At 38.0% G+C, this 23,197-nt stretch carries 24 protein-coding genes, 2 tRNA genes, 1 other RNA gene and 2 pseudogenes; 7 read left to right on the forward strand and 22 right to left on the reverse strand.

Translation table 11 applies throughout. The features are described from left to right. Positions 1 to 170: 170 nt before the first annotated feature. The 6 genes from AC5WOF_RS10815 to ffs all read right to left on the reverse strand — a co-directional run bounded on the left by AC5WOF_RS10815 (position 171) and on the right by ffs (position 5,049). Positions 171 to 443, reverse strand: coding sequence for a pro-sigmaK processing inhibitor BofA family protein (locus tag AC5WOF_RS10815; protein WP_496049979.1), 273 nt, complete (start codon positions 441 to 443; stop codon positions 171 to 173). 276 nt (positions 444 to 719) lie between these two features. Beyond that, a complete protein-coding gene (gene recR, locus AC5WOF_RS10820) occupies positions 720 to 1,316 on the reverse strand; it encodes a recombination mediator RecR (RefSeq protein ID WP_496049980.1) in 597 nt (198 codons plus the stop codon). 14 nt (positions 1,317 to 1,330) lie between these two features. Then, a complete protein-coding gene (locus tag AC5WOF_RS10825; RefSeq protein WP_496049981.1) occupies positions 1,331 to 1,642 on the reverse strand; it encodes a YbaB/EbfC family nucleoid-associated protein in 312 nt (103 codons plus the stop codon). Positions 1,643 to 1,663: 21 nt separating this feature from the next. Continuing rightward, positions 1,664 to 3,274 (reverse strand): DNA polymerase III subunit gamma/tau, encoded by a 1,611-nt coding sequence (dnaX, locus tag AC5WOF_RS10830; RefSeq protein WP_496049982.1) that lies wholly within the window; start codon positions 3,272 to 3,274, stop codon positions 1,664 to 1,666. An 81-nt stretch (positions 3,275 to 3,355) separates the two neighbouring features. Further along, positions 3,356 to 4,510, reverse strand: coding sequence for a two-component system sensor histidine kinase NtrB (locus tag AC5WOF_RS10835; RefSeq protein ID WP_496049983.1), 1,155 nt, complete (start codon positions 4,508 to 4,510; stop codon positions 3,356 to 3,358). A gap of 273 nt (positions 4,511 to 4,783) precedes the next feature. After that, positions 4,784 to 5,049: signal recognition particle sRNA large type (gene ffs / locus AC5WOF_RS10840), an RNA gene on the reverse strand. A 131-nt stretch (positions 5,050 to 5,180) separates the two neighbouring features. On the opposite strand from ffs, the gene AC5WOF_RS10845 reads away from it, so the two are divergent. The 3 genes from AC5WOF_RS10845 to AC5WOF_RS10855 are packed head-to-tail and all read left to right on the forward strand — an operon-like array spanning position 5,181 to position 6,636. Next, positions 5,181 to 5,789 carry a winged helix-turn-helix domain-containing protein gene (locus tag AC5WOF_RS10845; RefSeq protein WP_496049984.1) on the forward strand — a complete coding sequence of 203 codons (609 nt, stop codon included), beginning with the start codon at positions 5,181 to 5,183 and terminating at the stop codon, positions 5,787 to 5,789. Next, on the forward strand, positions 5,782 to 6,015 hold the full coding sequence (locus tag AC5WOF_RS10850) for a hypothetical protein (protein ID WP_496049985.1): 234 nt from the start codon (positions 5,782 to 5,784) through the stop codon (positions 6,013 to 6,015). The genes AC5WOF_RS10845 and AC5WOF_RS10850 overlap by 8 nt, the downstream gene beginning before the upstream one ends. Positions 6,016 to 6,045: 30 nt before the next feature. After that, positions 6,046 to 6,636 carry an ATP-dependent Clp protease proteolytic subunit gene (locus AC5WOF_RS10855; RefSeq protein ID WP_496049986.1) on the forward strand — a complete coding sequence of 197 codons (591 nt, stop codon included), beginning with the start codon at positions 6,046 to 6,048 and terminating at the stop codon, positions 6,634 to 6,636. 99 nt (positions 6,637 to 6,735) lie between these two features. Here AC5WOF_RS10855 and AC5WOF_RS10860 read toward each other — a convergent pair whose 3' ends face one another. The 3 genes from AC5WOF_RS10860 to AC5WOF_RS10870 form a co-directional block, all read right to left on the reverse strand. Continuing rightward, positions 6,736 to 7,317: a TetR/AcrR family transcriptional regulator gene (locus tag AC5WOF_RS10860; protein ID WP_496049987.1), complete on the reverse strand. Its 582-nt coding sequence runs from the start codon at positions 7,315 to 7,317 to the stop codon at positions 6,736 to 6,738. A gap of 21 nt (positions 7,318 to 7,338) precedes the next feature. After that, on the reverse strand, positions 7,339 to 7,932 hold the full coding sequence (locus tag AC5WOF_RS10865; RefSeq protein ID WP_496049988.1) for a VC0807 family protein: 594 nt from the start codon (positions 7,930 to 7,932) through the stop codon (positions 7,339 to 7,341). A gap of 276 nt (positions 7,933 to 8,208) precedes the next feature. Further along, on the reverse strand, positions 8,209 to 8,919 hold the full coding sequence (locus AC5WOF_RS10870; RefSeq protein WP_496049989.1) for a TetR/AcrR family transcriptional regulator C-terminal domain-containing protein: 711 nt from the start codon (positions 8,917 to 8,919) through the stop codon (positions 8,209 to 8,211). Between the two features lie 95 nt (positions 8,920 to 9,014). Here AC5WOF_RS10870 and AC5WOF_RS10875 point away from each other — a divergent pair, with 95 nt between their 5' ends. Continuing rightward, on the forward strand, positions 9,015 to 9,812 hold the full coding sequence (locus AC5WOF_RS10875) for an N-acyl homoserine lactonase family protein (RefSeq protein ID WP_496049990.1): 798 nt from the start codon (positions 9,015 to 9,017) through the stop codon (positions 9,810 to 9,812). Positions 9,813 to 9,833: 21 nt separating this feature from the next. Beyond that, positions 9,834 to 10,532, forward strand: a complete 699-nt coding sequence (locus AC5WOF_RS10880) for a DUF6022 family protein (protein ID WP_496049991.1) — start codon at positions 9,834 to 9,836, stop codon at positions 10,530 to 10,532. 53 nt (positions 10,533 to 10,585) lie between these two features. Here AC5WOF_RS10880 and AC5WOF_RS10885 read toward each other — a convergent pair. From AC5WOF_RS10885 to AC5WOF_RS10915, 7 genes are all read right to left on the reverse strand, one after another. Beyond that, positions 10,586 to 10,675, reverse strand: a tRNA-Ser gene (locus tag AC5WOF_RS10885). A gap of 48 nt (positions 10,676 to 10,723) precedes the next feature. Beyond that, positions 10,724 to 11,206, reverse strand: coding sequence for a tRNA adenosine(34) deaminase TadA (gene tadA, locus AC5WOF_RS10890; protein WP_496049992.1), 483 nt, complete (start codon positions 11,204 to 11,206; stop codon positions 10,724 to 10,726). An 11-nt stretch (positions 11,207 to 11,217) separates the two neighbouring features. Next, positions 11,218 to 11,634, reverse strand: a complete 417-nt coding sequence (locus tag AC5WOF_RS10895) for a Fur family transcriptional regulator (RefSeq protein ID WP_496049993.1) — start codon at positions 11,632 to 11,634, stop codon at positions 11,218 to 11,220. After that, a complete protein-coding gene (locus AC5WOF_RS10900) occupies positions 11,634 to 12,503 on the reverse strand; it encodes a metal ABC transporter permease (protein ID WP_496049994.1) in 870 nt (289 codons plus the stop codon). The genes AC5WOF_RS10895 and AC5WOF_RS10900 overlap by 1 nt, the downstream gene beginning before the upstream one ends. A gap of 12 nt (positions 12,504 to 12,515) precedes the next feature. Next, entirely contained in the window at positions 12,516 to 13,271 is a 756-nt protein-coding gene (locus AC5WOF_RS10905) for a metal ABC transporter ATP-binding protein (RefSeq protein WP_496049995.1), read from the reverse strand. Next, positions 13,268 to 14,176: a metal ABC transporter substrate-binding protein gene (locus tag AC5WOF_RS10910; RefSeq protein WP_496049996.1), complete on the reverse strand. Its 909-nt coding sequence runs from the start codon at positions 14,174 to 14,176 to the stop codon at positions 13,268 to 13,270. Before AC5WOF_RS10910 ends, AC5WOF_RS10905 begins: the two co-directional genes overlap by 4 nt. Before the next feature lie 187 nt (positions 14,177 to 14,363). Further along, positions 14,364 to 14,439 (reverse strand) — tRNA-Arg (locus AC5WOF_RS10915). Between the two features lie 182 nt (positions 14,440 to 14,621). On the opposite strand from AC5WOF_RS10915, the pseudogene AC5WOF_RS10920 reads away from it, so the two are divergent. Beyond that, positions 14,622 to 15,513 (forward strand): annotated as a pseudogene (locus AC5WOF_RS10920) (RNA-guided endonuclease TnpB family protein). 171 nt (positions 15,514 to 15,684) lie between these two features. Here the strand turns inward: AC5WOF_RS10920 and gltX are convergent. Both gltX and asnB read right to left on the reverse strand, forming a co-directional pair. Continuing rightward, on the reverse strand, positions 15,685 to 17,181 hold the full coding sequence (gene gltX, locus AC5WOF_RS10925; protein ID WP_496049997.1) for a glutamate--tRNA ligase: 1,497 nt from the start codon (positions 17,179 to 17,181) through the stop codon (positions 15,685 to 15,687). A gap of 115 nt (positions 17,182 to 17,296) precedes the next feature. Continuing rightward, on the reverse strand, positions 17,297 to 19,141 hold the full coding sequence (gene asnB, locus AC5WOF_RS10930) for an asparagine synthase (glutamine-hydrolyzing) (RefSeq protein WP_496049998.1): 1,845 nt from the start codon (positions 19,139 to 19,141) through the stop codon (positions 17,297 to 17,299). Positions 19,142 to 19,345: 204 nt separating this feature from the next. Here asnB and AC5WOF_RS10935 point away from each other — a divergent pair. Beyond that, positions 19,346 to 19,630 (forward strand): annotated as a pseudogene (locus AC5WOF_RS10935) (DUF3817 domain-containing protein); the annotation flags it as partial. Positions 19,631 to 19,792: 162 nt separating this feature from the next. Here AC5WOF_RS10935 and AC5WOF_RS10940 read toward each other — a convergent pair. Genes AC5WOF_RS10940 through AC5WOF_RS10955 form a run of 4 tightly spaced genes read right to left on the reverse strand, consistent with a single transcriptional unit; the run spans position 19,793 to position 23,052 of the window. Continuing rightward, a complete protein-coding gene (locus AC5WOF_RS10940; RefSeq protein ID WP_496049999.1) occupies positions 19,793 to 20,425 on the reverse strand; it encodes a response regulator in 633 nt (210 codons plus the stop codon). Between the two features lie 15 nt (positions 20,426 to 20,440). Then, a complete protein-coding gene (locus AC5WOF_RS10945) occupies positions 20,441 to 21,469 on the reverse strand; it encodes a sensor histidine kinase (protein WP_496050000.1) in 1,029 nt (342 codons plus the stop codon). After that, a complete protein-coding gene (liaF, locus tag AC5WOF_RS10950; protein ID WP_496050001.1) occupies positions 21,469 to 22,164 on the reverse strand; it encodes a cell wall-active antibiotics response protein LiaF in 696 nt (231 codons plus the stop codon). The genes AC5WOF_RS10945 and liaF overlap by 1 nt, the downstream gene beginning before the upstream one ends. Positions 22,165 to 22,179: 15 nt before the next feature. Continuing rightward, positions 22,180 to 23,052, reverse strand: coding sequence for a DUF4097 family beta strand repeat-containing protein (locus AC5WOF_RS10955; RefSeq protein WP_496050002.1), 873 nt, complete (start codon positions 23,050 to 23,052; stop codon positions 22,180 to 22,182). Positions 23,053 to 23,197 lie beyond the last annotated feature (145 nt).

Below are 23,197 nucleotides of genomic sequence, written 5' to 3' on the forward strand. Positions count from 1 at the left end.
ACTGTCGCGGCGACAAGAAATAATATAGCATGGACAGACTTAAATAGTCAACACCTTTTTTTATTTTTATTTTACTCTCTTGGTTTTATGCATGGAATTCACTTTCATCCAACCATTTCTTGATACCCAATCAAAGATTCCTCCATGTCTAATGTATGGAGGAAAAATAACTAAGGTAATACCAATAATTTCACTGCTACGATATATGCTAAGCCAGGAATTCTTAAAAAACCTACTGCAATAGCTGTAAGGAAATTGATTGGTAATGAAAAGTGAAATGATTGTCCAATAAAATTTATCAAAAAGATAATTAGACTTCCAATTGCCGAATATAGAATTCCCTGCCACAACCAAATCAAAGGTTGTTTTACCGACCTACTGATCAGCATAAAAAAAAGCACACCACCAACACCTGCAATAAGCCACCACTTTAGTTCTAACACTTAGCCCCACCTCTTATCCCATAAATCCACTTATCTTTATTTCTATGGGACAAGTGTCTCATTCAGTACCACTTTCTAACAATGATCTAAGTAAAATTTCTAGTTTAGAATGTGTGATCTAACTTTAAATACAGTGATAACCAAAGATGAATAAGTTGAAGGTCTTTCCTTCCCCTCTTCCCTATTACGAAAACTTCCACAAATAAAAAAGCCACTCTTCTGTGAAAGAAAAATGACTTTTGTTTATTATTGGATTGTCACAAGAATGAAAAAAACCTATATTTCTCTTCTTCCTTCCAATGCTTTCGTTAAAGTAACCTCATCTGCGTATTCCAGATCGCCACCGACTGGCAGACCATGTGCTATACGAGTAACCTTGATTCCAAATGGCTTGACGAGACGAGATAAATACATTGCGGTCGCCTCTCCTTCCATATTGGGGTTAGTTGCCAAAATGAGTTCTTTTACTTTTTCATCGGATAAACGTTCTAAAAGCGCAGGAATTTTAAGTTGCTCAGGTCCTATTCCTTCAATAGGAGAGATGGCACCACCTAATACATGGTACATGCCATTAAACTCTTTGGTTCTCTCCATCGCTATCAAATCTTTTGTTTCTTGTATCACACAGATAACGGAGCGGTCTCTGCTTTTATCTTGGCAAATAAGACATATATCTTGATCGGATATGTTCTGACAAACCGTGCAAACTTTCAAGTCACGTTTCACTTGAATTAATGCTTGGGCAAAATCTGCCACATCTTCATCATCCATTTTTAAAATAGTAAAGGCTAATCTCTGTGCCGTTTTAGCACCAATTCCCGGTAATCGCTGAAATCCATCGATAAGGTTAACTATAGGCTCAGGTAAATACAACGGTGTTCACCTGCCTAAAAAAGCCCTGGAATATTTAATCCGCCAGTAAGCTTGCCTAAGTCTTTAGAGGTTGCATCGTCCACTTGTTTTTGTGCCTCATTAAATGCAGCGATAATTAAATCTTGCAGCATCTCCACATCATCTGGATCTACTACATCTGGTTGGATATTCAAACCTACTACTTGTTTTTTACCGTTCACTGTGACTTTTACTACTCCACCGCCGGCTGTTCCTTCAAACTCTTTTGCTTCTAATTCTTGCTGTGCTTTCATCAACTGATCTTGCATTTTTTTCATTTGTTTCATCATTTGATTCATTTGCTTCATACGATCTTATCCTCTCAACATTTATTTTTCTATTGTAACCAATTCTTCACCGAAAAGCGAAATAGCCTTCTTTACTATATCATCATCGAAATCCTTTGTTTCAGCAGGAGTCGTAATAGAAATCTCATCTTTCCCTCTTTGGCTTTCCCATTCCTCTCGGGTCCAAGCCTTTAATTCATATGTTTTATGGAAAATCTTTTCCAGTTCTTGTTCAATGAGCTTTTTATTTTCTGGTTTTAAAACAGTATCTCGATGGAAAGCGCCTTTCATCGCAATAGTGATGGCATAGTCTGATGTTTCCACAATTTCACCATCAGCTAACCATGCGTGAAGGGTTACACGTTGTTGTTTAATAGCATACAAAATATCCGGCCATATACGGCTAATCTCTGGATTAATGGACGAATTTCTTGAACCTTGATTATGATTTGTTGTTTTTGCAGGTGCTTTTTGAACCTTAGGAACCTCTTCCTTTTGTTCCACCACTTGCTCTACTGATGCTACTTTCTCCACCTTCTGTGGAGGTTGTTCATAAATAGAGTCTATCCCTTCTTGTTGTTTAGAAATAGAAGTACTTGTTTGTTTCAATATAAAAAGTTCTAATAATATTTGTGGATAATTTACCCATTTTAATTGCTGTTCTATCAATACCAATTGTTCAATCCAGTGCATTAGTTCTTCAGATTGATACCGAGATGACTGATTTTTAATTGTTTCCGAAATACTCGCTTTTTCCACAGCTGTTTTAGCTAACAAAAGATCTCTTGTGACTAGTAATAAGTCCTGTACAACTTGATCAACTTCTATGCCATAGATGATAAAATCAGCTATCTGGCTCAATGCCGCAGATCGATCTTTTTCCTGTAAGTAAGTTAATAGTTGGAGAAGAGAATGTTCGGAAACTCCTCCAATAATGGAAAGAACGACTTCTTCAGTCAAAGCCTTCTCGGAAAAAGAGATTGCTTGATCCAATAAACTTAAAGCATCCCTGAGACCTCCATCTGCAACACGAGCAATCTGCTCCAATGCAGCCAAATCAGCAGAAATTCCTTCTTGCTCCGCAACATGTTGCAGCCTCTGTACCACTCGCTGATGAGGGATACGCCGAAAAGGAAACCGTTGACACCTTGAGATAATCGTTGCTGGTAATTTATGTGGTTCTGTAGTTGCAAGAATAAATATAACGTGTGAAGGTGGCTCTTCCAGAGTTTTAAGTAAGGCATTAAATGCTTCAGTCGTCAACATATGAACTTCATCAATAATATATACTTTGTATCGTACTTCTGTGGGTGCGTATTTAACTTTATCGCGAAGATCACGAATCTCGTCTACACCACGATTAGAAGCTGCATCAATTTCAATCACATCTAATAAAGACCCTTCTGTGATAGCTCTGCACGATTCGCACTCGTTACATGGTTCTGCGGCTGGCCCATGTTGACAGTTGACTGCTTTGGCAAATATCTTAGCTGCACTAGTTTTCCCTGTCCCTCTTGGACCACTAAACAAGTAAGCATGTGAAATCTGCCCCCCTGTTAGTGAGTTTGCTAAGGTAGTAGTGACATGTTCCTGCCCAACCAAGTCGCGAAAATGCTGCGGTCTCCAAACCCGATATAATGCTCGATAGGACATAGGGAAAACACCATCCTATTTATTAAATTCAACTCTCATCATACTACATCTTACATACTCTTTCCAAAAAAACAACCCATCTCATGAAGAGAGGGTTGCAAGTGGCAAATAAATATAAAAGGTAGTACCTTTTTCATCGGAGCAAACCTCCATTTTGCCATTTAGTTCTCTCAGGATTTGTTTACAAATAGGTAAACCGAGTCCTGTTCCATTTTCTTTTGTTGTATAAAAAGGATCAAAAACTTTTTCCATCATACATCTCGGAATACCAGGTCCTTGATCAGCTATTTCTACCACTGCACATTGCCCTAGCTCATCTATACGAATACAAATGGAGAGCACTCCATCACTCACCATGGCTTCAATTGCGTTTTTACACAAGTTGAGAAATACTTGCTTGATTAATTCACTATCTGCTTCTATAAAGAGAGCTCCTTCTACTTCTTGTTGATATTGGAGATCAATATTATGTAAAGTAGCTTCACTCTGAACAATGAGGAGAATCTCATCTATTGCTTCTTGAAGCATAATGGTAGAAGTTTGCCTGTTTACGAGCCGAGGTTTACTCAACATTAAAAACTCACTAACAAGGCTATTGATACGATTTATTTCTTTTAACATGATATCAATATAAGCATGTTCTTTTTGTTGGCCGTTTTCTTTTAACTTATGACCAATTACTTGTAAAAAACCGCGTATGGAAGTAAGCGGATTTCTTATTTCATGGGCCGTTCCGGCTGCTATTTGCCCGATTGTTGCCAACCGGTTACTCAATTGTGCTTGTTTGGCGAGCGAATCAAATTCAGTCTTATTTTCCATCATAAAAAGATCTCCATTAAAATTGGATTCAATATTTTGGATTCGCCTTCTCCGAACAAGAAAAAGATGCCTGCCTTCAGCAGTTTCCCATTCAAGTTCCATTTCATTTTGCTGTGGATGTGTACTGGTAAGGAAAGAGATAAATTGTTTGTAGTTCGGCTGTGAGGGATCAAGTTGTGTAATGACGTGGTCAATGGGACGGTATAATACAGCATCGCGATCTAATCCAAGATATCGACTTGAAATGTTATTCAACTCAACAATAGAGCCTCGCTGATCAACTAACCAAATTCCAATCTGCAATTGTGAAAAAAGATCTGTCATATGCTCGTAGTGTGGAAATGGATAAGAATGTACCACCGGATAAGAAGGGGGATCTTCGGATCTCCTAACGATACTAGCGTCTGCATGGATCATTGATTCCACCACACTATCACTTCCCTTGAAACCATACGAACAACCACCAGTCCAGAAAAGAAATTATTTATCATCCTGCATACAAATCAACATGACAAAGGTGCAAATAGTGCAAAGTTACTATTACTTAGATTCTCTTTTTTTGCCTTTCTTCCTTCTTTTTTGTATATATTTTCCATTATTATATATAAAAAAAACCAGCTTAGTGATCTATTCACTAGACTGGTTTTTCTACACATCTATATTGGCAAAATCTCTTTTTGCATATGTAAACCGCGCACCTATCTTTGACTTATCTGTCCAAGCGGTAACTTCCCTTTCAGCTCAAATCAGGCAACCCTACGGCACACAAGTGGTCAACCTTAGTGCTGCTTCCGTCAGGACCTGACACGGTTCAGAAGTACTCGTTGCGCAGGACCCAATCGTCAACACTGTCCAGAAAGGCCAAGCCTCACACAGAATAAGCCTCGGATAGGAATTCAACCCCGCTAAGGCGGATTGCGAGTTACAGGGCACCGCCACCTCCCCATCTAGCACGGCAAAAACTATCTTAACACAAATTGAGACAAACAACAACATCCGTTATTTGGTTGCAAATTTATTGACAAATTTATTTTTATGTAATAAATTATTTTTACGTAGAAGTTATGTTTTAAGAAGGTGAATTTTTATGATGAAACAGCCACTACAAGAAACGTATTTAATTGAATTACCTGAGCAAGCTTCTGCCCTGATAAATCCTTTGCGAGCAGAAATTTTAGCTCAATTAAAGCAACCGGGTTCAGCAACAGAAGTAGCGAAAAAGTTAAAAGAAACCCCGCAACGCATCAATTATCATCTGAAAACACTGCAAAAGGTAGGATTAGTGACCAAAGTTGGTACTCGCCAAGTGAGGAATCTGGTGGAGGTGCTCTATCAAAGTATTGCCAAAACATTTCTACTGTCAGAGTCACTCTCCATAGGAAAAGACACCATTCAAAAAATGAAAGATCAAGGCTCTCTTCTCCACCTGATACACACTTCAGAGCGTATGAAACAGGATGCACTTTTGCTGATGGAACAATCCGATCAAAATGAAGTAATACCAAGTGCTTCCCTGCAAATGCAAGTAAACTTAGCGAATGAATCCGTAAGGGAACAATTTGTGGAAGATTATGTATCTTTGGTTGAAAATTTGGTGAAGAGATACCAGACAAAAAAAGAGCATACAAACCCTTATCAAATTTTATTATCTGTTTATCCTGATCCAGATCAAGGGAGTAGTGATACAAATGAATAAAAAACGAGTTTCTGCTGGAAAGACCCAATCTACCATTGTTTGGCAAACAACAACAGCAGCAAGTACAACTGGCAATGTAGTGAAATTTCCGCAAAAACATCAAGAAGCTATCCACCAAGAATTAGCCATTCATACAGAAAAAGAGGAAGTTAAATTAAAAATTATTTCTTCTGGATTTGGCAGAACACAAAATCACTCTTCTACCCGTATGCAGTTTGCTGCGTAATCAATAGTAAAATAGAGAGGATGGTATACCATGCAAATCCCTTATATTATTGAACAAACTAAGTATGGAGAAAGAACTTATGATATTTACTCTCGAATGCTTAAAGATCGGATTGTTTTTTTGGGATCAGCAATTGACGACCAAGTTGCAAATGCCATTATTGCTCAATTGCTCTTTCTCGCCGCTGAAGATGAGGAAAAAGATATTCAAATGTTTATCAACTCCCCAGGCGGTTCTGTAACAGCAGGACTTGCAATCTTTGACACTATGCAATTTATTAAACCTGATATATCTACCATTGCTGTAGGTTTCGCTGCTTCCATGGGTGCTACGATCCTCATTGGCGGTGCAAAAGGAAAACGGATGGCTTTGCCAAATGCTGAAATATTAATTCATCAACCATGGGTACAACAAATAAATGGTCAAGCAAGCGATATTGAAATTCGTGCAAAAAACATGTTGAAGACGAGAAATACACTGAATAAAATCTACGCGGAACGCTGTGGGAAAACAATCGAGGAAATTGAACAGGACACGGATCGCGATAACTACTTGGATGCAAAAGAAGCATTAGCATATGGAATAATTGACAAAGTCATTGAAAGAGAAGATTTAAAATAGATCAATAGCATGATAGAAAATACACTCCAAGAGAACCTCTAAATAAAACAGGGGTCCTCTTATTTAATTTCCACTGCTATTAAATAACTTCTCAAAATATTATTTTTTTAGATTCTGTATAAGCAACTGATAGATATCCATCTCATCTAACTTGTCATTTTTTGCAATTAAATTTTGCACTACAAGTCCATACTTAAAAACATTGAACATTTCGCTTAATTTTTCCTCATCTGCTTCTTTTGGAATAACTCCATGTTCTTTTCCAACATTTATCCACCCTGATCCCATTTGCACTGCACTTTCATGTAAATTTTGTAATGTTTCTCGAATAGCTTGGTTCTCCATTTTACTGAGTAAGTAAATAAAGATTAGATTAGATACACTATCTGTATTTGCGATTTTATTAAAACGCCCAGCTATTCCTCTAAATGGTTCATTTCCGTCGTTAGCAGTGGAAACTTCTTTATTGAATTGTTCATCTACTTGAACTAGTTTTTGTTTTAAGATCAGGGCAAAAAGCTCATCTTTACTATTTACATAGTGGTAAATAGCGCCTTTCGATACACCTGTTTTTTGCAAAATGTCTTGTAAAGTAGTACGTTGACATCCTCTTTCTAAAATTAATTCCTCTGTTGTATCTAATAACAAACGTAATGTTGGATTCAACTCATTTTGTTTCATTTTTTATACATCCCTTTAATTTTAAGCTCTGTGTTTACTTTTCACATAGCGTATATTCCAAACAATCAACAACGCGATGATAACATACTGTACTATTGGGGAAACCCACAGCGCAGTTGGAATGGTCAGATTATAAACAAGTACCACTTTGACTAATGCTTCAATGACTAGTCCAACTCCCCAAACAAGAGACATTAGTCTCATAGAACGACGAAATCCGTGCTCTTCTTCCCAACGTTTTGCAATGATATCACTATCGGGAGTAAATCTTACTGCAAAATGATAGATGAGTGGTTTGTCGAACAACAGAGAAGCAAGAAATAATATGCCCATAACCCCTGTTACATAAGATTCCCGCAATAGAATAAAGCGTTCATCTCCACCAATTAATGCAGCAATAACTCCAAGTACAATGCCTAAGAAAATAAAAGAAGAGAATGCGTCGAATTTTTTATCTTTTATCAGGTGATAAACAGAATCTAACAATGGGACACAAGCTGCAATAGATAATGCTACCACATTGGAAGTATGATCTTTCAAAAGTGTGTAGATGAGATAAGGCAATGCGATATTGATAACAATCGTGATAATGATTTCTGATTTACCTTTTTTCATGTGAAGCCTCCATATTGGGGACGTTCCCTTTTACTTGCAATCGCAGATGTGGATGCTCTTGATCTAAATCATGAAAAATCAGTTGATATGTTTTATTATCCATGCTTCATTCTCCTTTGATGTAGTACCGCCAGTTGGTTTGTCTGAAATCATCGTACCACACCGACTGGCGGTATGTAAAGAATTTTTTGATCACTATAAAATCCTTATATACGAGAAAGTACCCTATAGGTAGACTATTTTTCATATGTCTGCTTAATAAGGTACTTTCATTCGCTATTTATTTTCTTTTTTTAATCGTTTTTCAAACCCGTCTAATAGAACCCTTATTCCGAACTGAAATTCTTTTTCCCAATCCGGATTTGTTGTTACTTTTGCCAGACGAATCATTTGGGGAAATTGATCACTGGGAAGATTCTCAAAAAAAGAAGTAAATTTTTCAGACCCTTCTGTACTTTCTGCTTCTTTTTCATCTGCAAATCCAGTTTTACGAACTTCTTCTGCTACAAAACCAACTACATGGTTTTTAAGCATTGAAGCAGCCCAAGGAATTTGTTCATCTCCAAAACCAGCTTTTGCCAAAACGCTGTATAACCATTCAATTTGTAATAAACGATGATAACTCATTGCTATTGTTTCTGTAAAAATATCTACTGCACTTGGATAGGCTTTTAATGCATTACGAAAAGTTGAAGACCATTCCACTAATTGTTCTCTCCAAGTTAGAGAAGGATTTAACCATTCTTCACCCATCTGTACACTTATCTCATCTGCTAATAATTGTAAAAGTTCATCTTTATTTTTTACATGGTAATACAAAGCTGCTGCCTTAACATCCAGTTTACTTGCTATTTTCCTCATACTTAGTTCTTTTAAGCTCATCTGTAGTAATAATTGCAAGGCTGCTTTTACGATTCGATCTCGACTCAATGGATGTACAGACTCTTCTGTTGAGTAGCCAATTATTTTTTCAATACTTTTAGACATTTTTAACTCCTTTACTTGACAAATGATTAATACTCTATTATTCTAACACTGTTAATTAAATTTAACATCGTTAAAATTCGTGGTGGTGCTATATTATGAGTAATTTTGTAAAAGTACATGTAATGCATTGTGGTAACGTAAAAGTCGACCGTCGATTGGCTTATAAAGATCTTGACCTTGATCATGTGCCATTTGTTGACCAAAGACCTGAGAAGTATCAACTATGTATTCCTGTATCTTGTTATTTAATCGAACATCCAAAAGGAACAGTAGTCATTGATGCCGGCTGGAGTGAAGATGTACGCACTCGTCCAGAAGAGCACTTAGGACACGCATATAAATTTTGTCATCCTCACTTACCATCAGGGCAGTCGATAAAAGAACAATTGGCATCAAAAAGGCAATCTGTAAAAAATATCGATTATGTTGTGATTTCACATTTAGATATTGATCATATCAGTGGAATTCACCTTCTTGCTGATGCAAAATCCTTTCTAGTTAGTGAACCTGAATGGAATGGAGCAAAATCCTTTCAAAAAGCAAGGTGTGAGGGGATTGCGTTTGAACCTTTTAAATTAGACCCTATCCCTTTCGGTCCTTACCAGCTAGGAAAAGATTTATTTGATGATGGGCTAGTTTATCTTGTTTTTACACCTGGACACACGGATGGCTTGGTCTCGGTGGTTGCTCGTGTTCAAAACGGCTGGCTGCTCCTTGCTTCTGATGCAGGATATTCTAAAAAATCTTGGGATCAACCCATACTACCTGGCAATACAACAAATGATCAACAAGCACTGCAATCTTTGCAATGGATTTCTGATTTCTCCAAGAGAGATGACTGTGTTGCTGTCATTGCAAATCATGATCCTTCTGTGAAATATGGTATTTATTAAAATAAAAGGAGTAAGTCATTTATGAAAAATTTAAAACAATTTATAGAGAAAGAAAACACTATAAACAACATCATTCGATATGCAAAACAGTATGTAAAAGAGACATGGGAAACGATATTACACGAAAATCAACAGGAATTACAACAAATTCATGAGAAGTATGGTGACCGTGCGTATGGAGTTTATGTACAGAAATTTATGGAGCCAATCCAAAATGAACTGTTAGATACCGGTTTTATTGTAAAGAAAGGCTTTCAAATGGGCGATTCCATTGAAAACTGGGGGCCACCCGAAGAACGTGAGAGGTGTATCTGGTATGTTATTAAGCAAAACGATGGAACACCTTTAGGAACTCTGGTATTACAACTTTATCATTCTCATACACGATTTTATCTTCCTAAAGCGCCGCATATATTTTCACTAGAAGTGACGGAACGCGATGAAATTATGAATATGCTTTCCCTTGCTACTACACGCATTCATGACTGGACCAGCGAAGGTTATCAAGATTCATCTAAAGAGGAAGTGCAACAGTGGGAGTACAGTGTGGATATAAGTTTAGGGGATTACTTGAAACCTTTCCGCGGTCAAGTTTTTGGGGGTGCAGTAGATTACGCTCTTGCCAGTTGGGGGCGAAACGGCTGGGAACTTGTGAATATCGTTCCTCACCAAGACCGTATTATCGCATATTTCAAAAGACCCCTAAACCCAAAAAAATAAATATAAAAAAAGGACTCTATTTACTAGAGTCTTTTTCTGTAACATATTCATTATGGCAGAGAGGGTGGGATTCGAACCCACGGTAGCTTTGAAACTACACTGGATTTCGAGGCCAGCTCCTTCGACCACTCGGACACCTCTCCAAATCGCTATAACAAAAACATTATACACGATTATGCTTTAATTTCAAGTCATAATTGAGTTTGCTTGTTTTTTTGCTTCCTTTCTTTCCGAAGTGATCGAAAAAAAGTTCGTAACATTTGGCTGCAAGTCTCTTGTAATACTCCATCTATCACGGTCGTCTGATGGTTAAATCTTTCATCGTTTAATAAATGATACAAACTATCCACACAACCTGCTTTGGGATCTCTCGTCCCATAAACTAATTGAGGGATACGTGCCTGCAAAATTGCTCCAGCACACATGGGGCAAGGTTCCAATGTAACATAGAGCGTACATTCCTCCAGACGCCAGCTGCCTAAACATTTGGCAGCTTCCCGAATAGCCAAGATTTCCGCATGCAAAAGAGGATCTTGTTTTTGCTCACGCAAATTAAATCCTCTTCCAATCACTCTATCTTGGTATACGACAACAGCCCCAATTGGAACTTCTTTTAATGCAGCTGCTTTCTCTGCTTCCTCAATCGCTAAGAGCATATAATCTTCATGATTCATTTATTTCACTCCTAGCTTTTCATGCATTCCCCACAATGTCCATATATCTCAAATTTATGACCTGTGATTTCAAAGTTTTTCGGTTCACCCAAAATAGCATTCATTGGACATAAATCAATTGCTGTTGTCCGACCACAATTGGTACAGATTAAGTGGTGATGATGGTTGTTAGCACTACAAGCTAGACGATATTTTTTCTCCCCTGACCACTCAGTAGCCTCCAAAATACCATACTGTTCGAATAGAGAGAGGTTGCGATATACTGTATCAAAACTGAGACTTGGATAATCTTGCTGCATATATTCCAACATTTCCTTCGCACTTAAATAACGAGCTTCCCGTTCAAAAATATGCACCATCGTCTCTCGTTTACCTGTATATTTATAGCCTTTTTTCTTTAGCATTTCTAAGGCAGTTACTGTATCCATTATCTTTCGCCTCGCACATTCGCTTTCTTATATTGTACCACAGAAATGAGTTTCTTTCCGATGATCACAAGTAGCAATAATGCGATAGAAACAAGTACGATCGCTCCACCTGAAGCAATATCAAGCCAGTATGCAAATACTAACCCTGCCACAATAGAGAACTCTGCAAATAAAACAGAAAAGAAAGCAGTTTTACGGAAACTGAGCGATAATTGCATACTTGTTGCTACTGGTAAAGTCATCAACGCAGAAACGAGTAATATCCCTACCACTCGAATTGCCACAGAGATCACCATCGCTACCAAGACCATAAAAATCAGATGAATCCATTTCCCCCGGATACCTGTCAATACTGCATGTTCTTCATCAAAAGCCAAGGCAAATAATTCTTTAAAAAAAAGATAAATAAAACAAATAGCGAGAAATGCAACTATGCTGATTAAAATCAAATCTTGTTTATTAATTGCTAATATATTTCCAAATAGCAAGCCAGAAATATCTACTCCAAACCCATTGCCTAAACCGATGAGAACAACTCCAACTGCAATCCCACCAGATAATAAAATCGGAATAGCCAGCTCTTGGAAAGAACGATAAAATTGCCGGATTCGTTCCACAACAACAGAGCCGATAATAGCAAAACTCATTCCTGCAAACAACGGACTGATCCCCGCAAACAACGTAAAATTCTTTTGCAGAAGAAGGCCAGCTGCAACCCCGGAAAGGGTAATATGGGATAGAGCTTCAGCGATTAAAGATAGGCGTCGGACAACTAAAAAGATTCCCACAAGAGGAGAAACGAGTCCAACGACCATCCCTGCAATGAGCGCATGTTGCAAAAAGGCATACTCTAAAAAATCAGTAATCAACTTTCTCTCTCCTCAGTGCTGATGATTAATAACTTGGACATCATGATTGTATGCTTTTGATAATAGTTCTTTTTCTTGTTTCACAAACAGAGACCTTGTCCCATGAAAGAATAGTTTTTTATTTAAACATGCTACTCGGTCTACCAAAGTTGTTACCACTCCGATATCATGTGTGACCATTATTAGAGTCAGACCGCTGTTTTTATGCAGATGATGTAATAAATCATAAAATTGCTTTGTCGATTCTCTGTCGATTCCAACAGTTGGCTCATCTAGTATCAATAGCTTAGGTTTACTGATCATCGCTCGTGCGATAAAAACTCGTTGCTGCTGTCCTCCAGAAAGTTGTCCAATATTCCTTTTCCGCAAATGTTGAAGTCCAACTTGCTCCAATACTCCATCTACCAACAAATAATCTTTTTTATTATATCTACGAATAATACCTTTTTTGGATGCAAGGCCGGCCGCTATAACTTCTTGAACAGTAGCAGGAAAATCCCGTTGGAAACTATTGGACTTCTGTGAAACATAACCAATATTATATTTCTGTTTTTGTTCCCGCATGGAGCTTCCAAAAACGGTGACAGTACCTTTCCTCGGCTCTAATACACCCAATGCGATCTTTAGTAAAGTCGATTTTCCAGAACCATTTGGTCCAACAATTCCAAGAAATTGCCCTTCTTCCACAGATAACGTCACATCTTCTAATACCGATTGATGTTGATAAGAATAGGATACATTGTCCAACCGCAAAATTGATTTATTCATTTGGCAACACCTAATGCTTTCTTCAAATTAGCCAAATTATTTCTCATTACCGAAAAATAATCTTCTTTATTAGCAATTTCTTGTTCTGATAAACCTTCCAATGGATTTAACACAATTGCCTCAGCATGAATCTCATTTTTCACCGTATCTGCCAGTTTATTGTTGACTAACGTTTCAAAAAAAACAACTTTCGCTTTATGTTTTCGCAGCATATCTACAAGGTTTTTTACTTCTTTTGGACTCGGTTCATCTTCTGGGCTTAAACCAGAAATCGCTACTTGTTTCAGATGATATTGATCTGCTAAGTATCGAAATGCAGCATGAGAGGTTACAAATTCTCGCCCTGGCGTATGCAGGAGACTCTCATAAGATTTCTGAAGATCGATAAATTGCTTGTTCAGCCTTTGATAGTTTTCAGTAAATTCTTTTTTGTGTTTCGGGTCTATTTTTATCATGGAATCATAGATTACTTTTGCTTGTTGCTCCGCCATATATGGATTCAACCAAACATGAGGATCATATACCTGATCAAGTTCTGTCGAGTCTTGTGCTTTTTTCAAAGGTAGCTTAGCTGATGTATTGACAACAAGGGTATGTGTTTGATCGATATTCGATATAGCATGATTCACCCATGCCTCTAATCCAGCCCCATTATAAAGAAATAAATCAGCCTTATTTAATTTAATCATGTCTTGTGGAGATGGATCAAAATCATGAGGCTCTGTACCTGGTGGTACAATATTCGTAACCTCTACTAAATTACCTCCAATTTTCCGGGCAAAATCTTGGAGTGGATAGAGGGACACAATAATTTGAGGTTTGGAAGAGCGAGATTCCCTTCCACAACCAACTAAAAGTACAAACGCTAAAGCGAAAGCCAGAAGCGGAATTATTCTATTTTTCATCATGATCCTCCAAACAACCTCTTATTATTTCCTAATCAAAAACAATTATAACGATATCGACATTAAATGTAAATCGTAAATATTACGTTTTAAAATTAAAATGATTGTATTTAGATTGATGAAAAAACAAAAAAAATAGCAGCTTTAGCTGCAATAGATGTCTTCTAATTTTAAATATATCCAAAGTTGGCGCACCCGAGAGGACTCGAACCTCCGACACCTCGTTTAGGAAACGAGTGCTCTATCCGCTGAGCTACGGGCGCATATCAAGCCTTATTATAACATTGCGAGCGAAAAAACCCAAGGTTTGAATCGTGGGATGAAAGCGAGTGTTAGAAAAATCTTTTTTTGCCTTTCCCAACCCTGACTATATTTGAAATATACTTGACAAATAACAAACATATGATCTACACTATTCGCAAAATTCCTACAGGGGGGTGATCTCATGCATAAAGCATTTTCTTACCGGCTTCGACCTACCAAAGCACAGGCGACGATGATTCACAAATCCATTGGCTGCAAGCCGTTTTGTATTCAATCATTTTCTTGGAGAATGGAACAAAGTATATCAAGAAACAGGAAAAGGGCTTTCCTATTCCACCTGTTCCCGTTTCTTGACGGAGAAAAAACGGGAGTTAGCGTGGGTAAAAGAAGTCGATTCCACTTCTTTGCAAAACACACTGAAACACCTTGTGGATGCCTTCCAGCGTTTTTTTCGCAAGCAAAACAATGCGCCGCGTTTCAAAAGCAGAAAAAATCAGGTCCATGCGTATACGAGTCAGTGTAACTATTCCAAACATAGCAAACCAACCATCGAAATCGAGGGAAATCGAATCAAATTGCCGAAACTAGGCTGGGTAAAGTTTGTTCCCTCCCGAGAAGTAAGTGGTCGTATTTTGTCTGCTACGATCCGTCGGACTCCCACCGGAAAATACAAAATATCCATCCTTTGCGAGGGGTGCTACTTACGATCCGCTCCGGCGATAAAACTGGTGAACGAAAACCAAGTCATCAGTATCGAAACGTTGCAAGTAAAAAACATGGTGAAAAATCATAAGCTGGCGAAATCGATCACCGATGCTTCGTGGTCGAAGTTTGTTACGATGTTAGAATACAAAGCGAAAGAATACGGACGGAAATTGGTAAGGGTAGGGAAAACCTTCCCATCCAGTCAGCTTTGTTCAAGTTGTGGCTATATAAACAAAGAAGTGAAGAAACTTCAGCTGCGAGAATGGACATGCCCAGAATGTGGTATTCACCATGATCGAGATATCAATGCAGCCAAAAACATTTTGAACGAAGGAAAAAGGTTACTTGCCGTGGGGCTCACGGTCTAAGCTTGGTAAACTTCCTTGGATTACCGAGGATTACCCAAGAATCCCACGGCTTTAGCCGTGCGGAGTAGTCAAACACAGAAATAAATAAGAAGATAGAAGAAGAGTCACACTCGTAAATACGAATACAACTTCATCGATAATTTATAGCAAAAAAAGCTCCGTCTAGGAGCTTTATGAAACAACTTGTTTTTGTACATAACCGATTCGAGCAAGTACTTTTTCTTTCCCGAGGAGATATATTGTTTGATTTAAATCTGGTCCATGTATTTGACCGGTAGTAGTTGCACGAATGGGCATAAATAGTTGTTTGCCTTTGAATCCTGTTTCTTTTTGCACTGCCTTTAGCGCTTTTTTAATTTCTGTAGGCGTATACGCTGTGAGTTCCTTGAGTTTCTTTGCAAATGATGCCAATACTTCAGGAACTTGTTCTTGCTGTAACACTTGATTCGCCTCTTCATCGTATTGTGTTTCTTCTACTGTGAAGAGTTTCGTCAGAGATTGAATATCACTTAGTTGATACATTGCTGTTTGAAATAAAGCAACTAACTCACGAGTCCTTGCTTCAGCTTGCTCTCCGTTAAGTTCGTTTTGCTTCAAATATATTTGATATCCTGCATCTTCTTCTAAATATGGTTTTGTTAGTTCTACCAATTTTTCAAGTTCTATCGCTTTAATGTACTGACTGTTAACCCACATCAATTTTTCTTGATTGAAGATCGCTCCAGCTTTGTTGATTCGATCAAGAGAGAACAGTTCTACTAACTTTTCCAAAGAAAAAATTTCTTCTTCGATGTATTCCCCGCCAGGCGACCACCCCAATAATGCCAAATAGTTGTTGACGGCATCAGGCAGATAACCTAAGTCGTGATATTGCTCGATAAATTGTAATATCGTCTCGTCACGCTTGGACAATTTTTTCCCGTTTTCATTTAAGATGAGTGGAATATGAGCAAATTCGGGGATGGAGTAACCAATAGCCTCGAATAAAAGCACATGTTTTGGTGTATTTGAAAGATGTTCTTCTCCACGAATCACGTGTGTAATCTCCATCAGTGCATCATCGATGGTAACAGCAAAATGGTAAGTAGGTACACCATCAGATTTACAGATTACAAAATCTTCAATATCGGCACGTTGAAAACTCATATCTCCACGAATATGATCTTGAAATGTAATCTCATCATTTCCAGATACGGCAAAACGAATTGTATAAGGCACATTTGCATCAATTTTAGCTTGTCGTTCTTCTTTTGACAGATGACGACATTTACCAGAATACCTTGGAGTTTGACCATTTTGTTGTGCTGCTTCTCGCTCTGCTTCTAACTCTTCTTTGGTACAAAAACATGGATAAGCGTTGCCTTCTGCCACTAATTTATCTAAATAAGGCTGATAGCTGTTTAAGCGTTCCATGCTTCGATAAGGTCCATACTTTCCACCGATATCGGGACCTTCATCCCAATCTAAACCTAGCCAACGAAAGGCACGGATCAGCTTCTCTTCTGCATCAGCTTTGTTTCGGCTCGTATCTGTGTCTTCTATCCTTAGTATGTAAGAACCACCCATTTTTTTGGCAAACAAATAGTTAAACAATGCGGTCCGCGCCCCACCAATATGCAAATGCCCCGTAGGACTAGGCGCAAAACGGACTCTTACAGTCATTTCCATACCCCTGCTTTCTGCTCTTTGAGTGCTAAAAGTATATCATTTTCACAGAATAAGTTCCAATCAAGACGTACAAAAACTCCTCATTCTTTTCAGCGAACAAGGAGTTGATTGATGACTATTTGATAGAAACACGATACGAGACAAGCCATTCGTTTAATTGCAGCCAATAAGCAAGCAGTGCTGGTACATTCATCAATTGTCCAAACCATGGAAGGTGCTTATTTTTAAGGTCAGTTTCCAAAAAACCTTTCACTTTTTCCCGATCTAAAAGCTCAAAAATAGGTGCATTGTTGTTTTCCACTAGTTCATGCATTTTTTGTGTCACAAAAGTGAGATACCCTGGATGATGTGTCTTTGGATAAGGACTTTTCTTTCTCTCCATCACTTCTTTAGGCAGTAGATGTGATACTGCTTGACGCAGCAAACCTTTTTCACGATTCCCGAGATACTTCATAGACCAAGGAACATTCCATACGTACTCCACCAATCTATGGTCACAAAATGGAACCCTCACTTCTAAGCCACAAGCCATACTCATCCGATCTTTTCTATCTAATAAGGTGGGCATCCATCTTGTCAAACTCAAATAAAAAATCTCACGTATTCTAGCATCTTTTGCACTTTCTTCTTGTAGACGCGGTACCTCAGAAAGTGCTTCTTGATAACGATTATCCACGTAATCAAATGGTCTGATATGCTCTACCAACTCATGTCTTAAAAAAGGAATCCGTAGATGGGACAACCTAGCCCAGGGAAATGTATCTGCATTCACTAATTCATCCCGATGGAACCATGGGTAGCCTCCAAAAACTTCATCCGCACATTCCCCAGATAGAACAACCGTTAAATCTTCTTTAATTGCTTTAGAAAATAAAATCAAAGATGCATCTACATCAGCCATTCCTGGTAAATCCCTAGCGCGCATTGCATCTATCAGTGTTTCGTATAATTGTTCATTATCTAACATCACATTGTGATGCTCTGATCCTATATGTTCAGCCATGACTTTTACCCAAGGTGCATCTGGGTTTGGTTGAAATTCATTTTGTTTAAAATACTTATCATTATCGATATAATCAACAGAAAAAGTATGGAGTATTCCTCGATTTTCTTGTTTGAATACATGAGCAGCATATGCTGCCATCGCACTGGAATCCAAGCCTCCAGATAACATTGTACCGATTGGAACATCAGATACTAATTGTCTTCCTACTGCATCTTGGAATAATTCTCTAACTGTTGCTATAGTCGTTGGCAAGTCATCTTGATGAAAATCACTTACTAATTCCCAATAAGGTCGAATCGTTAGTCCATCTCGATTGAATCTGAGCCAGTGACCTGGCTTTAATTCATGTATATTGCGGAATATACCAACTCCAGGAGTGCGGGCCGGCCCCATCACAAGCAGTTCATTTAAGCCTTCTTCATCGATTTCTTTTGGCACATCTGGATGAGCTAAGATCGATTTTAACTCTGATCCAAACAATAGTGACCTACCAACTATTGTGTAAAATAAAGGTTTTACACCAATCCGATCTCTCGCGATAAATAGTTCCTCTCGCGATTCATCCCAAATCGCAAAAGCAAAGATACCATTTAGCTCTTTTGGAGCATCTTCTCTCCACGCAGAAAAAGCTGCCGGTATCAGCTCGGTATCACATCTTGTTGTAAAATGATATCCTTTGGAAAGCAATGTACTTCGCAACTCATCCATGTTGTACAGCTCACCGTTGTAAACAATGACATACTTCTGTTCTCCCATTTGCTTAACCATCGGTTGAATTCCATTTGCTGGATCGATTATCGATAAACGGCGATGCCCAAGTGCAACATGCTCCGAAATCCAAGTACCAGTAGCATCAGGACCACGATGCTCCACTTGAATATTCATCGCATCTAATATCTCTTTTTGATTACTTATGTCTTGTTCTAGATTAATCCACCCTGTTATCCCGCACATCCAAGTTCCCACCTTCCCATAGGCAACTGTCTACTTCAGCGTATGGAAAGAGGAGGGAAAGGGTGACGATTTTTCATTTTGAGAAAACATTAAAAATTTGTCTAAAATAAGAACTTATTTACCATCCTCCTTTCGGTGAAAATTTTGTGTTACCATCCTATTGGACACTGGAGGAATACAAACCAAACGATCGGAGTAAAGAAGATGTTACAAACACCTCTTGCACGATTTCGAGTCATCGCCTTATCAGAAGGTATTTCTTTTCTTGTTCTGTTATTTATTGCTATGCCTTTAAAGTATTATGCTGATATGCCCATAACTGTCACTGTCGCAGGAAGTTTTCATGGGGTATTGTTTATTGCTTATCTACTGACACTCGCTCATGTATATTTCCGTGATAAATGGAAATTTTCACAAGGAGTCATTGCTGTGGTTGCTTCCATTATCCCTTTTGCGACATTCTTTTTAGATCGGAAACTAAGTCGTGATTATTCATCTACCCTAAAATTAGAGAGCAAACTTTACTTGTTAATATGGTTCCTTTCCTATCTCATTGTATTGTCAGCAGTGTATAAGCTCGTTACTTTTTATACACATCTTCGTTAATTCAAAAAGCGCTGAGCTAATGAGCCCAGCGCTTTTTCTTTTCATCTATTTTACTAAATTATTCCGATAGGCATAAATCGCAGCTTGTGTTCGATCATCTAATTCTAACTTTGATAATAAATTTGTAATATGCGTTTTCACGGTCTTCACAGTAATAAATAACTTATCTGCAATCTCTTGGTTGGTATTGCCATCCGCGATCAATTGCAGTACTTCCATTTCCCGCGCAGTTAATGATTCATGGGGTTTCTCTTGGTTTGCTCCTTGCATCTTCGAAATGACTTTGCTTGTCACCTTTGCCTCAAGTACCGATTCTCCTCTGGCAGCACTGCGAATTGCTTCTGCTATCTTATCCGCCTTAGATGTCTTCAGAAGATAACTCAAAGCACCAGCTTCCAGAGCAGGATATACTTTGTCATCATCTAAAAAACTGGTGAGCACAATTATTTTAGGCTCTAGTAACACTTTCACGATTTCTCTCGTTGCTTGAATACCATCCATACCATCCATCAATAAATCCATCAAAATAACGTCTGGTTTTTTCTCTAATGCTAATTGAACCCCTGCCTTGCCATCAGAGGCCTCTCCAACTACTTCTATATCTGGCTGTGTTGACAAGTAGGCAGATAAACCTATGCGTACCATCTCATGATCATCGACCAAAATTACTCGTATCATTACTTTGCCTCCATGTTACAAGATGGGTACCTTCACATTGATTTGTGTCCCTTTTCCAAGAAGGGAAAGTACTTCACCTATACCTCCTATTTCACTTGCCCGCTCAGAGATCGATTTTAAACCATAACTAGACATCTTCATTTTTGATTCATCAAAACCAATTCCATCATCGATCACTTTAAGATGTAAGTACTTCCCTCTCACTACCAAACGTATATGAACCTTATTAGCCTTTGCATGTCGGAGTACATTGGACAATGCTTCTTGTACGATTCGAAATAAATGATCTTCTATTCCACGAGCCAACGAAGGAATATCTTCCAATTCCCATGTGGCTTGCAGAGATTGCTTTTCTTGTAACTCCAAAAGCAGATCTTCTAATCCCGTCTTCAAATCTTTTCCTTCTAATGTGACAGGACGTAAATGCATGAGCAATGCTCGCATTTCTTGTTGTGCTTCCCCTGCTAACTTCTCAATAAATCCTATTTTTTTGGCTACTTCTTTTGTCTCTTGTAGATTCATGGCACTTATAGCGGATGACATCATGGATATCGCAAATAATTGTTGACTTATCGTATCGTGTAATTCTCTTGCCAAACGTCCTCGCTCTTCCGATACTACTTCCTGTTTCATTTGAGTTTGCCATTCTGTTCGTTCTGTTGATAGCTTTTGTAAGGAAGCGACTTGCTGTTCTACCCGATGTGCCATCTGATTGATTTGTATAGCCATATTACCAATTTCATCCGTACCCATGGACTTGATCCGATATTGGAAATTACCTCGCTCTAATTGAACAAGGGCTTCTTTTACAGGTGATAATCGATGAACGATTCTTGTCCCATATAGAAATCCTATCATACTAGAAATAACAAGCATCGCTAAGATAGGAAGTATTGCCCAACCCAGCGCTAACAATATATCAATTTTTAATTGGTAATGAAGAAGAATAACAGTAATGACCGCTATCAAACTGAAAAAAGTCAAAACGAAAGAGTACCGTGCTGTATGCCATTTAATGGACAAATTCCCTTGTTGTTTTCGCATCAAAGGTACCTCACCTGTATATTCGCTAGCAAAAACGATATAGAAATCTTTACTTTTCGATTTGCTTCTGAATATTTTTGAGAAGTTACCTGAAATTGATTGTGTAAACCCATCTTTTTCTTGCCTAATACCTCACATTCCCCAAGTGCAGCAGATGAAGAGATGGATACATCTAGATCAGCTGGAAGATACAAATACACTCGTCCAGCGACGCCGTTTAAAGTAATGGATGTCTCTCCTTCCGGAATAATCGCTCTAGACAAATCAAGGTATATACTCTGCACTTCATTGGTCGCATGAAGATCAAATAATTCATACTGCATATCACCTAAACGGAATTTCCGATAAAAAGCTTGATCGTATTTGGTAAAATTCTCTTCCCATTGAAGGTTGTGATCTTCTTTGTTTCCATTGATATCATTCTCTGTTTTTTTCTTCTTTTTAGACCACAATAATTTATAACTCGCATAGAAGAGTACAAACGAGAATAGCAATGCCCACAAATTTACGTCAATCAGAGCAAGACCACCAATGACAAGTAAAAAAACAGCTATCTTGCGGTAATAAAATCGCCAACATAGAAAACTAGCAAAAATCAACATAACGGGACTAACCAATAAATCATTGAGCCCCATAGCCACAAACAGTAAGATTAATCCTATTACAAAAAAGAAAATCCCGCCTGTTCGACGCATATTTGTCACCACCTATCAATGGATTATAAAATCACCGCTTGAAATTTCTGTTTCAATCTTATATTTTCCACTGCCTGATTTTGCAGTAGTCTCTGATGCAGATGGCTTTTGTAATTGTAATGAATAAGTAGCTGTTAATTGACCAGATTGCAATTTAGAATGAAGGGTAAAAGATGCATTTTTCGGTAAATATAATGTTGCATCTCCGGAAACCAATTCAGTATGGATATTCCCGATTAATTTATCGACTTGAATACGAATATTTCCACTAGTAGAAGATAAATTCAGCATTCCTGTATAATGACTAATATTCATATTACCAGAGAATGTACCCATCGTTGCTCTTTCAGCATTTACCCGGTCCAACAATACATCAGCGGAAGTACCATTGTATATGAAGTTGTCTATTTTTAGATTTCGCAGATTGGCAATACCAGAACTGATATCAACATTTAGATTTCCTATATTCCACTTTGGGGTTTTATGATCACCAATTTGTATCACTCTAGATGCAGCTTTAGCTGATATATGGAACAATTGGTTTCTAGGAACATATACTAACAACTTTAATTCATTTGTGTTGGAAAATGAATACCACTTCGGTTTTAGACTGATCTGGACGGTATGATCGTCTCGATCTACAATGAAACTTACATGGTTTAAGTCTCTACCTGTAGCAATCACTCTCAGTTTATCCTCATCGGTAGGAAGAATCGTCAAATCTTCACTCGTAACATCGAGATCGATAGAATCAACGGAACTCACAGATAATTTTTCTTCCTGCTTTTTTGTATGTGCTACAAAAAAATTAAATGGACTCCACCATATGGCGTGAGCAAACATGATCATTCCCAAAATAACAAGAAGTACCCCTGCTATTTTTTTCATAAAAGCCTCTCCCTATTTAAACTTCTATCTACAGCATACACAAGCTTATTGAAAACCAACACAAACATTAGCAGGAATTCTGCTAAGACCAAAGTCGTATTCTAACACGAAAATCAATTTTTATGTAAATGAGGTGATAAATTTG

The sequence above is a fragment of the Shimazuella sp. NTD250 genome (assembly GCF_059510375.1).